We start from the raw sequence: 14239 nt of genomic DNA on the forward strand, positions 1-14239 counted from the left end.
TCGGCGTCGTCGCTGGCGATCACCTCGGCGGCATCGGGAAAGCGCGCCGCCTCGGCCGCGTGCGCCACCACGGTGACCTGCAGGCCCACGCGGGGGGCCAGCCCGGCCAGTGCGACCGCCACGGGCGAGTCCCCGATGACGATCAGGCGGGTACGCGGCAGCATGGGGTCGATGAACAGCTCCAGCGTGCCGCCGGAGTGGCAGGCCATGCCGAATTCCAGCACGTCGTCCAGTTCGCGCACCGCGCCTTCTTCGGCCGGGGCGATGCGGATCATGCGTGCGCGGCCGTCGGCCAGGGCCTGACGCACGGTGCGCAGCACGGCCGGTTGCGCGCAGCCACCGCCGATCCAGCCTTCGGCAATGCCGTCGGCGGTGACCACCGCCTTGTCGCCCGGTCGCGCCGAGGCGGGTGGCTGCACCCGCAGCACGGTGACCAGGGCATAGGGGCGGTCTTGCTGGTGCAGGCGCTGGGCAGTGCCCAGAACGTCCATCGCGTGGCTGCTCATGGTGAGCCTTTCATTGGAGAACCGTGGCGGCCTGCGCCAGATCGCGCAGGCTGTTGAGGCGAACAAAGCGTTCGATCAGGCCCGAGCAGGCCTGCAGGGCTTGCGAGGCTGGCGGGGCCTCGCTGGGATGGAACCAGGTGATCCGGGCACCGTGGGCACGCACACGCGCCAGTTGCAAGGCCAGTTCGGTCGGTGCATCGGCATCAAAGCCGTCGGACAGCAGCCACACCCGGGCACTGCGGCCCAGTTGCGCACGGGCATGCACGCCGACAAAGTCCGCCACGCTGGTGGCGATGCGGGTGCCGCCGCCAAAGCCCGCGGTGACGGCGTTGATCTTCTCTTGCACCGACGTGGAGTCGGATCGCAACAGCGGCGTGATCTCGGCCAGTCGGGTGTGAAAGATGAAGACCCGGGCCTGTGCCGCCCCCACGAAGGCGCGGGCGATGCGCAGGAAGAGCTGGGCGTGCGTTTCCATCGAGCGGCTCACGTCCACCAGCAAGAACAGCTTGGGTTGCTCGCGGCGCTGTTGTCGCCACACCGGCGCCACCGGCACGCCCCCCGTGCGCAGGCTGGCGCGCAGCGTGCGGCGCAGGTCGAGCCGGCGGCCGTGGCCGCTGGTCTGCCAGCGCCGGGTCAGGCGGCGGCGCAGCCGTGCCGCGATGCGGTCGGCCAGGCGGTTCAGTTGCGCCAGGTCTTGCGGCAGCCACTCAGCGAGGCTGCGGTCATGGAGGGCTTCGGTGCGGCTGGCGCCCCCCTTGGCGCGGGACACGCCTTCATCGTCCGCACGGGGCGTGGACCGGTCGTTCACGGCGGTGTCGAGCGCCTGCGTGCCAGGGCGTGGCGGCGCGGTGTCGCCCGCCAGCGCGTCCTGCAGTTGCTGCACCACCTGGCGAAGGTCGCGGCTGGGGCGGGTCTGGCCGCTGACACGCACGGTGCCCTTCACGCGGTCGGCATGCCAGTAGCGTTCGAACAACTCGGGCCAGCGCCGCCAACTGCGGACATCGTGACAGGCGATGGCACGCCAGGCCGCCGACACCGTGGTTTCACGCGCCAGCGGCAAGGCCAGCACCGCCTGCACCATGGCCTGCTGCTGGGCCACGCCCACGTCCAGGCCGTGGTCACGCAGCAGCGCGGCAAAGCCGGCCACGGCCAGCAGCGGCTCGGCGGTGGCGTTGACGCTGGCGGGGTGGGCCTCGGCGAGCGGGGTCATGGGCTGGCCAGCGGCTTCACGCGCTCCGCGACCCCCACGCTGCGCCGACCTTCGATCAGTTGGCGCACACGCTCGGGGCCGAGCTGGAAGCGGTCCTCGCGGGTCTTGAGCAGGCAGCCCAGCGTGGCCATCAGACCGATGGGGTCGTCGGGCAGGGCGCGGAACTTCAACCGGTGCAGCGCACGCACCCAGTCCAGGGTCTCGGCCACGCCGGGCACCTTGGCCAGGTCGTCAGCGCGCAGGCGCTGCACAAAGGCCACGGCCTGATCCACCAGCGCGGCTTCGGCGTCCGGCAGCGTCTGGCGGACGATGGCCACTTCGCGGGCCAGGCTGGGGTAGTCCAGGTAGTGGTACAGGCAACGCCGACGCAGCGCGTCGCTCAGTTCGCGCGTGCCATTGCTGGTCAGCACCACCTGCGGCACATGGCGTGCCCGCAGCGTGCCCAGTTCGGGCACGGTGATCTGGTAGTCCGCCAGCACCTCCAGCAGGAACGCCTCGAAGGCTTCGTCGGCGCGGTCGATCTCGTCGATCAGCAGCACGCACGGCTGGGGGCTGGAGATGGCCTGCAGCAGCGGCCGTTCCAGCAGGTAGTCGCGGCTGAACAGATCGGCTTCGCGGCCGGTCTGGCCCGATCCCTCGTGCAGCCGGATCGCCAGAAGCTGCCGACCGTAGTTCCACTCGTAGGCAGCCTGCGACAGGTCGATGCCCTCGTGGCATTGCAGGCGCACCAGCACGCGGCCCTGGGCGGTGGCCAGCGCGGTGGCCAGCGCGGTCTTGCCCACGCCGGCATCGCCTTCCACCAGCAGCGGGCGCTGCAACTCGCCGGCCAGCCACAGCGTGGTGGCCAGCGCCTCGTCGGCCAGGTAACCCGCGCCTTGCAGTTGCTCGCGCAGGGCCTGCTCGGTCCGCTCCGCGGGCTTCATGAGCGGCGGCCGAACAAGCCGGCGATCCACCCCTTGAAGACCACCCACATCAGGCCCAGCGCATTGAGTTCGTTGGGTGGCGGGGCCTCAGCCACGGCCACGGCCACGGGCGTAGGCGCAGGCGCAGGCGCAGCGATGGCCGTTTCCGAGGTCGTTGCCGCAACCGCAGTCGTTACTGTTACTGCTGGCTCCGGCTCGGCATCGGGCGGGGGGCTCGACACCACGGGCACCGCCGCGGCTGCCACGCGGAAGTTGTTGGCGAACTGGGTCAGCATGGCGTCGGACACCGGCACCAGCAGGCGACTGCCGAACTGGGCCAGCTTGCCATTGACGATGACCTTGGCCTGACCGACCAGCACGGAAGTTCCGGGCGTCTCGCCGACCTCCAGGTGGGCGGTCAGGTCCATGGACGCCGACGAACCGCTCTTGTCGGCGCCTTTGCCCACCATCTGCATCGACCGTGCGGCCGCGTCCATCGCCAGCACTTCGATGTCGCCACCGAACTGCATCGACGCCGGCCCGATCTTGGTCTTCACGGTGCCCTTGTAGTGGGTCGCGTCGAGCTGCTCGGTGATGGCGGCGCCGGGCATGCAACCGGCCACCGCACGGATGTCGGCCAGCACGGTCCAGGCTTGCTCGACCGTGACGGCGAGCGGGTAGCGTTTGTCGAGGGTGACGTCCATTCAGCGGGCCACTCCACTCTTGACCAGTTGCTGCCAGACGCGGTAGCTGCTGTGCGGCATGGTCATGTCGGTCACGCCCAGGTGGGCGAAGGCGTCCACCACCGCCGAGGTGAAGGTGGGGATGGAGCCGACGTGCGGCGATTCGGCGACGCCCTTGGCACCGATCGGGTGGTGCGGGCTGGGCGTGACGGTGAAGTCGGTCTCCCACTTCGGCGTTTCCACGGCGGTGGGCAGGAAGTAGTCCATCAGCGTGTTGCCCAGCAAGTTGCCCTGCGCATCGAAGGGCATCTGCTGGCCCATGGCCACGGCAAAGCCTTCGGTCAGGCCCCCGTGGATCTGGCCGTCGATGATCATCGGGTTGATGCGGGTGCCGCAATCGTCGAGCGCATAGAAACGCCGCACCTGGGTCTCACCCGTGCCGCGGTCGATGTCCACCACGCAGAGGTAGATGCCGAACGGGAAGGTGAAGTTGGGCGGATCGTAGTAATGCACGGCCTCCAGGCCCATCTCCATGCCGGCCGGCACGTTGTTGTAGGCGGCCCAACTGATGTCCTTCATGGTCTTGTGGCGGCCGGGGTCGCCCTTGACGTTGAAGCGGTCGATCTCCCAATCGAGATCGCCTTCGCCCACTTCCAGCAAGTGCGCGGCGATCTTGCGGGCCTTTGCGTGGATCTTGCGGGCGGCCAGCGCGATGGCGGCACCGGCCACCGGCGTGGAGCGGCTGCCGTAGGTGCCCAGGCCGTAGGGCGCCGTCGAGGTGTCGCCCTCCTCGACCTGGATCACCTCGCTGGGGATGCCCAGCTCGGTGGCGATGATCTGCGCGTAGGTGGTCTGGTGGCCCTGGCCCTGGGTGATGGTGCCCATGCGGGCGATGGCCGAGCCGGTGGGGTGGATGCGGATCTCGCAACTGTCGAACATGCCCACGCCCAGGATGTCGCACATCTTGCTGGGACCGGCGCCGACCACCTCGGTGAAGGACACCAGCCCGATGCCCATCAGGTGCGTGGCGTTCGGGTCGGCGCGGCGCGCGGCCTGTTCGACGCGCAGGGCCGGGTAGTCCACCGCGTCCAGCACCTTTTTCAGGGCGGTGTGGTAATCGCCCGAGTCGTACTCGAAGCCGAAGGCGCTGGTGTACGGGAACTGCTCCTTGCGGATGAAGTTCTTGGCGCGGATCTCGGCCTTGTCCATGCCCAGCTTCTGCGCCAGCACGTCCACCATGCGCTCCACCAGGTACACCGCCTCGGTGACGCGGAACGAGCAGCGGTAGGCGACACCACCCGGCGCCTTGTTGGTGTACACGCCCTTGACGCTGCAATGCGCGGCCGGGATGTCGTAGCTGCCGGAGCAGATGTGGAACAGGCCGGCGGGGAACTTGGTGGGGTCGGCGCAGGCGTCGAAGGCGCCGTGGTCGGCCACGACGTTGACGCGCAGCGCGGTGATCTTGCCGTCGGCCGTGGCGGCGATTTCGCCGTCCATGTGGTAGTCCCGCGCAAAGGCGGTGCTGGAGATGTTCTCGATGCGGTCCTCGATCCACTTCACCGGCTTGCCCAGCACGATGGACGAGACGATGGCGCAGACGTAGCCCGGGTAGATGCCGACCTTGTTGCCGAAGCCGCCGCCGATGTCGGGCGAGACGATGCGCACCTTGGATTCGGGAATGCCGGACAACAGCGACACCACGGTGCGCACCACATGCGGCGCCTGGCTGGTGAGGAAGGTGGTGAGTTCGCCGCGGATCGGGTCGAAGCTGGCCACGCAGCCGCAGGTCTCCAGCGGGCAAGGGTGGACGCGCGGGTAGTGCATGTGCTGCGACACCACCACCGGCGCGGCGGCGAAGGCGGCGGCGGTGGCGTCCTTGTCGCCCGCGTCCCAGGTGAAGATGTGGTTGTGGTGTTCGCGCGGGCCGTGTGCGCCGCTGGTCTTGCCGGCGAGGTCTTCGCGCAGCACGGGGGCGTCGGGGGCCAGCGCGGCATACGGGTCCATCACGACCGGCAGCTCTTCGTACTCGACCACCACCGCCTCGACACCGTCGGCCGCGGCATAGCGGTCTTCGGCGATGACGACGGCGACCTCCTGCATCTGGAAATGCACCTTCTCGTCGGCCAGCACCGCCGCCACGTCGCCCGCCAGCGTGGGCATCCAGTGCAGCTTCAGCGGCTTCAGGTCGTCGGCGGTCAGCACGGCAATCACGCCGGGCACCTTCAGCGCCTCGCTCTTGTCGATCGACTTGATGCGGGCGTGTGCAAAGGGACTGCGCACGATGTCCATGTGCAGCATGCCGGGCATCTTGATGTCATCGACATAGTTCCCCTTGCCCTGGATGAAGCGGGCATCTTCCTTGCGCAGGCGCGACTCGCCCATGCCTTGCAGCGCGGCGCTGCGCTCCAGCAGTGTCGGTTCGATGGGGGCGTTCATGCGGGCACCTTCTGGGTTTGTTGCAGCTTGGCGGCGGCGTACTGCACGGCCTTGATGATGTTCTGGTAGCCGGTGCAGCGGCACAGGTTGCCGCTCATGCCGAACCGGATCTCGTCTTCGCTGGGGTTGGGGTTCTCCTGCAGGAAGCGGTAGGCGCGCATCAGCATGCCCGGCGTGCAGAAGCCGCATTGCAGGCCGTGCTCCTTGTAGAAGCCTTCCTGCACGGCGTGCAGCACCCCGGCCTCGGCGAGGCCCTCCACGGTGCGGACGTCCGCGCCTTCGCACTGCACTGCGAGGTGCGTGCAGCTCTTGACGGATTGACCGTCGATGTCCACCGTGCAGGCCCCGCAGTGGCTGGTTTCGCAGCCGATGTGCGCGCCGGTGAGCTGGCAGTCTTCGCGCAGGAAGTGGATCAGCAGCGTGCGCGGCTCGACCGCCTTTTCCACGTTGCGGCCGTTGACCTGGACGGTGATGAGTTTCTTGCCCATGGGGGTGTCCTTGTGCTCGTCGTGTTCGGGGTTCAGGCGCAGCGCGCAGCGGCCTTGGCGATGGCGCGGCGCAGCATCTGGCCGGCCATCGCGGTCTTGTAGGCACGGTCGCCGCGCAAGTCATCCGCCGGGTCGCAGATGGCCATGGCCTGGGCAACCGCGTCGTCGATGCTGGCCGCGGACAAGGGCTTGCCCTGCAGTGCCGATTCGGCCCCTGCTGCCCGCAGCGCGGTGGGCGCCACGTTGGTCAGCGCGATGCGCACCTGGCTGACGACGCCGCCGCCGTCCAGCCGCAGCACCACGGCCGCCGCCGCGGTGGCCCAGTCCCCTGTCTTGCGCTTGAGCTTCTCGTAGGCGTAGCCGGTCTTCGGTGCGAAGGCCGGCACATGGATGGCCACCAGGATTTCGTCCTCCGCCAGCGCGGTCATGTAGGTGCCGAGGAAAAAGTCGTCGGCCTTCACGCTGCGCTGGCCGCTCGGGCCTTCGAGCACCAGCGTGGCGTCGAGCGCGATGGCGATGGCGGGGTGGTCGTTGCCCGGGTCTCCGTGGGCGAGGTCGCCGCCGATGGTGCCCCGGTTGCGCACCTGCGGGTCGGCAATGAACTGCGCCGCCTCGGGCAACAGCGGCACGCGGGCTTGCAGTAGCGGGGAGTTGACCAGCTCGCTTTCGGTGGTCATGGCGCCGATGACGATGGTGGCGCCCTCGTCGCGGATGCCACGCAGGGCGTCGATGCGGTTCAGGTCGATCAGGTGCGCTGGCTGGGCAAAGCGCAGCTTCATCATGGGCAGCAGGCTGTGGCCACCGGCCAATAACTTGGCATCGCTGCCCAGGCTGCCCAGCAGGCCGATCGCTTCGGCGACGGATCGCGGCGCATGGTAGTCAAAGGCGGGTGGGATCATCGGCGTCTCCAGTCTGGTTTTGCTGTCAAACCATTGTGGAAGCCGCTGCAGCAGCCATCAGACGCGCAGGGTATTGCGGTCTTGGCGCACCAGACTGCATCTGAACTGCACGAAATGCAGCCTGCGATCACGAAACGCAACGCAGGCCCACTCGCCAAAACGCAAGCCCGGGAAAGCGATAGGGAAGGATTAACCCTGACGCGGCGAGGCAGTGGCGCCGGAGGGCACGCCCAGACGTTGCATCAGGGCCGCATGGCTGGTGCGCGAGACGGGAATGGGGAGGCTGCTGCCTTCCACCTGCAGCACCAACCGGCCGTCCTCGCGCAGCAACTGGTTGACCGCCCGCAGGTTGACGATGTGGCTGCGGTGTACGCGCATGAAGTGCGCGGGGTCCAGCCGGGTTTCGATGTCGGAAATGCCGAGGTTGCAGAACTGACTGCCGGTGGCCGTGCAGACGCGGGTGTAGTGTCCGTCGGACTGGATGCACAGCACGTCGTCGGTGTCCACCAGCAAGATCTTCTGGCCCGACACGGTGGGGATCTTCAGCAAACGGCGGCGCTGGTCGCCCCGGCTGGCCATGCCGTCGTCGGTGCTGACGGTATCGGTGATGTCGTAGAACACCAGGGTGTAGCCGGTGGGTCGGCCGCCGCCGCCCGACATGGCCGAGACCTTGATCAGCAGCACCCGCTCGGGGATGTTGATGATCATGGTCATCGGCGGCGAATTGGCCACCGGACACTGCGCGGCTTGGCTGAGCATGAAATCCACCTTGGGCTGCGAGCGTTCGGGGTGGAACGACAGCACCATGCGGTCGAACGGCAACGTCTCGTCCACCGGCAGCACGCGGCGCGCGTAGTCGTTCATGCCCACCACGACCCGCTGGGCGTCGAGTTGCACGATGCCCACGTCGAACCGCTCCAGCAGGTACAGCGGTGTGGCAGAGGCCGGCGCCCTGGCATCCATGCAGTTCTCCAGACTTCAGACAGGTTACCGACTATCCAGTCGATGCTCGCAGGATGTCACGACGCTGCCTGTTGATTCGGCAACGAGGCGGGAGAAGGGTGCCGGCGCGCCACCCAGAACGTCGCCCCCTGCGCCCCATACCGCTCGGCATGCGGCACCTCGGCGTCCAGCGCGAACGTGTCCCCCGCCCGCAGATGCCGCGTCGTCTCGCCCACCTCCAGCGAGAACTCGCCCCGCGCCACCTGGACTTGCACCGCGAACGGGTGCGTGTGCAGGCCGGTGTCGGTGCCGGGCGCCCACTCGCGCACCAGCGTGGCGTCGAAGCCGCGGGCCTGCGCCTGGGTGGAAAAGGACTCGAAGGTATCGAAGTGGCCGAAGGGTTCGACAGGGGAAGGTGATGCAGTCATCGCGAATTCTCCTCAGGGTGGTTGATTGGACGTGAACGACAGTCAGGTCCGCTCAGCGTTGACCCGTGACCGTGTGACCGAACAGCGTGGACAACCCACGCGGCTGCGAGCGCCAGTATTGCGGCGGCGCCGTGACCTCTCCACCCAGCTTGGCCGCTGCGTGCCAGGGCCAGTGCGGGTCGTACAGGACGCCGCGGGCCAGCGCCACCAGATCCGCCTGACCGGAGGCGAGGATGGCTTCGGCCTGCTCCGGCTCGGTGATGAGGCCGACCGCGGTGGTCGGCAACCCCACCTCGGCGCGCAGCCGCTCGGCCAAATGGACTTGGTAGCCGGGGCCGACGGGGATCTTCTGCGCGGGTGAGACACCGCCGCTGGAAACATGCAGAAAGCTGCAGCCCCGCGCGCGCAGCGCCTGACCGAACACGACGCTCTGGTCCGCGTCCCAGCCACCGGCCACCCAGTCGGTCGCCGACAGCCGCACACCGACCGGCACCCCTGCCGGCAGCGCCGCCCGCACCGCGTCGAACACCGCCAGCGGGAAGCGCATCCGGTTCTCCAGCGCACCGCCGAAGTCGTCCGTGCGCTGGTTGGCCAGGGGCGAGAGGAACTGGTGCAGCAAGTAGCCATGCGCGGCGTGCAGCTCGATCGCGTCGATGCCGAGGCGGTGCGTGCGCCGAGCCGAGTCCACGAAGGCGTCGATCACCCGTTGCAGGCCGGCGGCATCGAGCGCGTCGGGCGGCGTTTCCCCGGCGGCGTGCGGCACGGCGGAGGGCGCGACCGGCTGCCAGCCCCCTTCGGCGATCGGCACCAACTGACCGCCACGCCACGGCACATGGCTCGACGCCTTGCGCCCGGCGTGCGCGAGCTGGATCGCCACCGGCATCGCCGAATGCCGCCGCACGCTGCGCAGCACCCGGCCGAGCGCCGCCTCGGTCTCGTCGGACCACAGCCCGAGGTCGCCCGCCGTGATGCGCCCCTCGGGCGAAACGGCGGTGGCCTCGATCGTCAGCAGCCCGGCGCCCGAGAGCGCGAGCTGGCCGAGGTGCATCAGGTGCCAGTCGGTGGCGCAGCCGTCCTCGGCCGAGTATTGGCACATCGGCGCGATGACGATGCGGTTGGGCAGGCGCAGCGGCCCGAGGTCGAAGGGGGTGAACAGCGTGCTCGTGGTCATGGGATGTCAGTCGAAGGCGTCAATCGAAGGGGTCAGTCGGCGGTGATGTTGCGGCCCTTGATGACCTTGCCCCAGTACTCGGTGTCGCGCTGCACCAGGCTGGCGAGGGCGTCGGGGCCGAGGTAGCGGGGTTCGATGCCGAGGGTGGCGGCGCGCTGGCGCGTCTCCGGCAGCTCCAGCGCCTTCTTCACCTGTTCCGAGAGCTGGGCGACTACCGCTGCGGGCGTGCCGGCTGGGGCGAACAGGCCGACCCAGGCTTCCAGCTCGAACCCTGGCAGACCCGCTTCGGTGGTGGTCGGCACGCTGGGCAGCATCGGGTGGCGTGCCTTGCTCGTCACGGCGAAGGCTTTCAGTTTCCCCGCCTGCACATGGCCCATCACCGAAGGCGGCGTGGTGATGAACACCTGCACCTGCCCAGCCAGCACGTCCTGCATCGCCGGGCCGGACCCCTTGTAGGGGACATGCACCATGTCGGTTTGCGTCGCCTGCTCGAACAGCACGGTGCCGACGTGCGACAGCGAGCCATTGCCCTGCGAGGCGAAGTTGATCTTGCCGGGTTCCTTCTGCGCGTAGGCGATGAACTCCTTGAGCGTGTTCGCCGGGATCGACGGGTGGGCGGTGATGACGTTGGTGGCGGCGGCGATCAGGGCGACCGGCACGAAGTCCTTCTGCTCCCAGGGCAGCTTGGCGAACATGGCCGGGTTGCCGACGTGGTAGGCCGAGTACGAGATCAGCAGCGTGTAGCCGTCCTTGGCCGAGCGCGCCACCTGCTGGTAGGCGATGTTGCCGCTGGCGCCCCCCTTGTTGTCCACCACGACCGTCTGGCCGAGCAGGCGGCTCAGTGGCTCGCTCACCAGCCGCGCCGACGCATCGACCACGCCGCCGGGCGGGTTCGGCACGATCAGCGTGACGGGTTTGGTCGGGTAGGTCTGCGCGGCGAGAGGGGCGGCGGCGAAGGCCAGCGTGGCGTGCAGCGCCAGCAGGGCGAGGCGGTGGATCGGCATGTTGTTGTCTCCTGGGATCATGGGGCGCGGGGGCGCGGAACATGGTATCTGGAACGAATGGTTCGGACGGCCGCGGGGCGAGGCTGGCTTCGGGGTGTTCTGCCATCATTCCGCCATGAACGCCCTTGCCACCCCACCCCTGCGCACCGTCCGCGCCGCCTGCCCCCACGACTGCCCCGACACCTGCGCGATGCAGGTCAGCGTGGACCCCGTCACCGAGCGCGTCGTGCGCATCCAGGGCCGCGCCGAGCATGTGACGACCCACGGCGCGCTCTGCACCAAGGTCTCGCGCTACGCCGAGCGGACCTACCACCCCGAGCGCGTGCTGACCCCGCTGAAGCGCGTCGGGCCGAAGGGCGCCGGGCAGTTTGTCCCCGTGACCTGGGACGAGGCGCTGGCCGACATCGCCTCGCGCCTGAAGCCGATCGCAGCCCGCGATCCCGAGGCGATCCTTCCGTACAGCTACGCCGGCACGATGGGCCTGCTGCAAGGCGAGAGCATGGCGGCGCGGTTCTTCCACCGCCTCGGCGCCTCGCGGCTGAACCGCACGATCTGTTCCTCGGCTGGTGGTGACGCACTGGCGGCGACCTACGGCGGCAAGGTCGGGATGCACGTCCGCCACTTCGCCGAGAGCCGGCTGATCGTCATCTGGGGCAGCCACTCGATCGCGTCGAACCTGCACTTCTGGACCTTCGCGCAGCAGGCCAAGCGGGCGGGCGCCAAGCTCGTCTGCATCGACCCGCGCCGCACCGAAACCGCCGACAAGTGCCACGCACACTTGGCACTGCGGCCCGGCACGGACGGGGCGCTGGCGCTGGCGCTGATGCACGAGCTGGTCGTGAATGGCTGGCTCGACCAGGCGTACATCGACGCGCATGTGCAGGCCGAGGGCTGGCCCGCGCTGCGTGAACGTGCCTTGCAGTGGCCGCCGGAGCGCGCCGCCGAGGTCTGCGGCCTGCCGGTCGAGCAGATCCGCGACCTTGCACGCGACCTGGGCACGACGCAGCCCGCCGCGATCCGGCTGAACTACGGCATGCAGCGCGTGCGTGGCGGCGGCAACGCGGTGCGGCTGATCGCGCTGCTGCCGTGTCTGACGGGCGCGTGGCGGCACCGGGCGGGCGGCTTGCTGCTGTCGAGTTCGGGCTGGTTCGGCGCCATCCGCGACGACGCCGCCCGCCAACGCCCCGACCTGCTCGCCGGCCGCACGCCGCGCACCGTCAACATGAGCACCCTCGGCGACGACCTGCTGCGCGACGCCTCGCCCGCGTTCGGCCCGAAGGTCGAGGCGCTCCTCGTCTACAACAGCAACCCGGTCGCCGTCGCCCCCGAGTCGGCCAAGGTGGTGCAAGGCTTCTGCCGCGACGACCTGTTCACCGTCGTGCTCGAACACTTCCTGACCGACACCGCCGACCACGCCGACTACGTGCTGCCCGCGACGACGCAGCTCGAACACCTCGACCTCCACACCAGCTACGGCCACACCGACGTGCTGCTCAACGAACCGGCGGTTCAACCGCTCGGCCAGTCGCTGCCGAACACGGAGATCTTCCGGCGGCTGGCGGCGGCGATGGGCTTCGACGAGCCGTGTTTCCGCGACAGCGACGAGGCGATGGCCGAACAGACCCTGCGCGGCGCCGTGACCTACGCGGCGCTGAAAGCCTCGCCGGGCTGGATGAGCCTGCCGATCGCGGACGCGCCGTTCGCCGAGGGCGGTTTCCCGACACGGGACGGGCGGGTGCAGATCGACGTGCCGGGGCTGGGTTTGCCGGACCATGTGCCGCCCTACGAATCGGCCGCTTCGGCGCCTGCGCTGGCGGCGCGGTATCCGCTGGCGATGATCTCCCCGCCTGCCCGCAACTTCCTCAACTCGACGTTCGTGAACGTGAAGAGCCTGCGCGACATCGAGTCCGAGCCGATCGTCGAGGTCCACCCCGACGACGCCGCCGCCCGCGGACTGGCCGACCACACGCCCGTGCGTGTCTTCAACGACCGCGGCAGCTACCACTGCACCGCCCGCGTCAGCACCCGCGCACGGCCCGGCGTCGTCAACGGCCTGGGCATCTGGTGGCGCAAGCTCGGGTCACACGGCACCAACGTCAACGAGGTCACGCACCAGCGGCTCACTGACATCGGCGCGGCGCCGTGTTTCTACGACGTGCTGGTCGAGGTGGAGGCTGCGGGGTGAGGGCGGTTCGGGCATCGGTGTTGGCGTTGCTGCTGGCGGCGGCGCTGTCGGGTTGCGCGACGACGGCGGCCGATGATGTCGATTCGGCGTGGCGGCCGGGCTACCTGTGGCAGTCGGTGGCGGGGCACCTGCGGATGCTGGGGGCGGCGCGGCCGGTGGACGAGGTGCTGGCCGATCCGGCGACCAACGCCGACGTGCGCGAGCGCCTCGAACTCAGCCGCACGCTGCGCGACTACGCCAGCCAGCAACTCGCGCTGCCGGACAACGCGAGCTACCGCCGCTACGCCGATCTGGGCCGACCGGCGGCGGTGTGGAACGTGGTGGCCGCGCCCGAGCTGTCGCTGAAGCTGAAGACATGGTGCTTCCCGGTGCTGGGCTGTGTCGGCTACCGCGGCTACTTCGACAAGGCCGAGGCCGAGACGCTCGCCGCCGCGCTGCGGGCGCAGGGCTGGGAGGTCAACGTCTACGGCGTGCCGGCGTATTCGACGCTGGGCAAGCTGCCGGGCAGCGTGTTCGCCGACCCGCTGCTCAACACCTTCCTGCGCGGCGCGGAGGTCGATCTGGCGCGGCTGATCTTCCACGAGCTGTCGCACCAGGTCGCCTACGCGGACGGCGACACAACCTTCAACGAGTCCTACGCCACGGCGGTGGAGCGCCTCGGCAGCCGGCAGTGGCTGCAATCCGCCGGCCGCAGCGACCAGCTCGGCGCCACCGAATCGCTCGACCGGCGCCGCAATGAATTCCGCACGCTGACGATGGGCGCCCGCGAGCGGCTGGACGCGCTCTACCGCAGCTCGGCCAGCGACGGCGACAAACGCCGCGAGAAGGCGCGGCTGCTGGCTGAACTGCGCAGCGAGTACGCCCGCTGGCGGGATGCGTCCTGGGGTGGCGACCGGGCGTTCGATGCCTGGTTCGAGGGGGTCAACAACGCGCGGTTGGGCGTGCTGGCGGCCTACAACGCGCAGGTGCCAGCGTTCGAGCGGCTGTTCGAGCGGGTGGGGCGGGACTGGCCGCGCTTTCACGCCGAAGTGCGCCGGCTGGCCGCGCTGCCCAAGCGGGAGCGCGACACGGCGCTCCACGCACCGTCACTTCAGTGACTCGATGAGGTCGATGTAGTCCTGGCGGGCCGTGTCGGCATCGGTGCCGACCAGCGCCGCCCAGGCGTCGAACTTGGCGCGGGCCACGAAATCGGTGAAACCGGGGCGCTCGCCGCTGGCGTCTCCCTCGGAGGCTTGCTTGAAGAGGGCATAGATCTTCAGCAGGGTCATGTTGTCGGGGCGCTCGGGCAGTTGCTTCGAGTCGGCGACGGCGGTGGCAAAGGCGGCTTGGAGATCGGACATGGCCTGGGGTCAGCGGCAGTGGCGAAGCGCCGCAGTGTAGTGGCC

General features: G+C 69.4%; 14 protein-coding genes. 2 read left to right on the forward strand and 12 right to left on the reverse strand.

Annotated elements, in window-relative coordinates; all coding sequences use genetic code 11:
- From QZW52_RS09230 to QZW52_RS09280, 11 genes are all read right to left on the reverse strand, one after another.
- Positions 1-506, reverse strand: a 506-nt coding sequence (locus tag QZW52_RS09230) for an XdhC family protein (RefSeq protein ID WP_293997699.1), incomplete at its 3' end; no start/stop codon positions are given.
- Positions 507-516: 10 nt separating this feature from the next.
- Positions 517-1716: a VWA domain-containing protein gene (locus QZW52_RS09235; protein ID WP_293997702.1), complete on the reverse strand. Its 1200-nt coding sequence runs from the start codon at positions 1714-1716 to the stop codon at positions 517-519.
- A complete protein-coding gene (locus QZW52_RS09240) occupies positions 1713-2639 on the reverse strand; it encodes an AAA family ATPase (RefSeq protein ID WP_293997727.1) in 927 nt (308 codons plus the stop codon). The genes QZW52_RS09235 and QZW52_RS09240 overlap by 4 nt, the downstream gene beginning before the upstream one ends.
- Positions 2636-3322 (reverse strand): SRPBCC family protein, encoded by a 687-nt coding sequence (locus tag QZW52_RS09245; RefSeq protein ID WP_293997728.1) that lies wholly within the window; start codon positions 3320-3322, stop codon positions 2636-2638. Before QZW52_RS09245 ends, QZW52_RS09240 begins: the two co-directional genes overlap by 4 nt.
- Positions 3323-5737: an aerobic carbon-monoxide dehydrogenase large subunit gene (locus tag QZW52_RS09250; protein WP_293997729.1), complete on the reverse strand. Its 2415-nt coding sequence runs from the start codon at positions 5735-5737 to the stop codon at positions 3323-3325.
- Positions 5734-6225, reverse strand: a complete 492-nt coding sequence (locus tag QZW52_RS09255; protein ID WP_293997731.1) for a (2Fe-2S)-binding protein — start codon at positions 6223-6225, stop codon at positions 5734-5736. Before QZW52_RS09255 ends, QZW52_RS09250 begins: the two co-directional genes overlap by 4 nt.
- 32 nt (positions 6226-6257) lie before the next feature.
- The gene (locus QZW52_RS09260) at positions 6258-7124 is read right to left on the reverse strand and encodes an FAD binding domain-containing protein (protein ID WP_293997733.1); all 867 of its coding nucleotides are present in this window, start codon (positions 7122-7124) and stop codon (positions 6258-6260) included.
- A gap of 189 nt (positions 7125-7313) precedes the next feature.
- Complete coding sequence (locus QZW52_RS09265; protein WP_293997735.1) at positions 7314-8087, reverse strand: PAS domain-containing transcriptional regulator; 774 nt, start codon at positions 8085-8087, stop codon at positions 7314-7316.
- A 56-nt stretch (positions 8088-8143) separates the two neighbouring features.
- Entirely contained in the window at positions 8144-8494 is a 351-nt protein-coding gene (locus QZW52_RS09270) for a cupin domain-containing protein (protein ID WP_293997737.1), read from the reverse strand.
- A 52-nt stretch (positions 8495-8546) separates the two neighbouring features.
- Positions 8547-9665 carry an NADH:flavin oxidoreductase/NADH oxidase gene (locus QZW52_RS09275; protein ID WP_293997739.1) on the reverse strand — a complete coding sequence of 373 codons (1119 nt, stop codon included), beginning with the start codon at positions 9663-9665 and terminating at the stop codon, positions 8547-8549.
- Positions 9666-9697: 32 nt separating this feature from the next.
- Complete coding sequence (locus QZW52_RS09280) at positions 9698-10669, reverse strand: Bug family tripartite tricarboxylate transporter substrate binding protein (RefSeq protein WP_293997741.1); 972 nt, start codon at positions 10667-10669, stop codon at positions 9698-9700.
- A gap of 115 nt (positions 10670-10784) precedes the next feature.
- Here QZW52_RS09280 and QZW52_RS09285 point away from each other — a divergent pair, with 115 nt between their 5' ends.
- The gene (locus QZW52_RS09285; protein WP_293997743.1) at positions 10785-12854 is read left to right on the forward strand and encodes a molybdopterin-containing oxidoreductase family protein; all 2070 of its coding nucleotides are present in this window, start codon (positions 10785-10787) and stop codon (positions 12852-12854) included.
- A 17-nt stretch (positions 12855-12871) separates the two neighbouring features.
- Complete coding sequence (locus tag QZW52_RS09290; protein ID WP_363226435.1) at positions 12872-13951, forward strand: aminopeptidase; 1080 nt, start codon at positions 12872-12874, stop codon at positions 13949-13951.
- On the opposite strand, the gene QZW52_RS09295 is transcribed toward QZW52_RS09290, so the two are convergent.
- A complete protein-coding gene (locus QZW52_RS09295; RefSeq protein ID WP_293997747.1) occupies positions 13940-14194 on the reverse strand; it encodes an acyl-CoA-binding protein in 255 nt (84 codons plus the stop codon). The two genes, QZW52_RS09290 and QZW52_RS09295, sit on opposite strands and share 12 nt — an antisense overlap.
- Positions 14195-14239 lie beyond the last annotated feature (45 nt).

Origin of the sequence: Sphaerotilus sp., from assembly GCF_013299175.1 — a bacterium.
Lineage (GTDB): Bacteria > Pseudomonadota > Gammaproteobacteria > Burkholderiales > Burkholderiaceae_C > Sphaerotilus.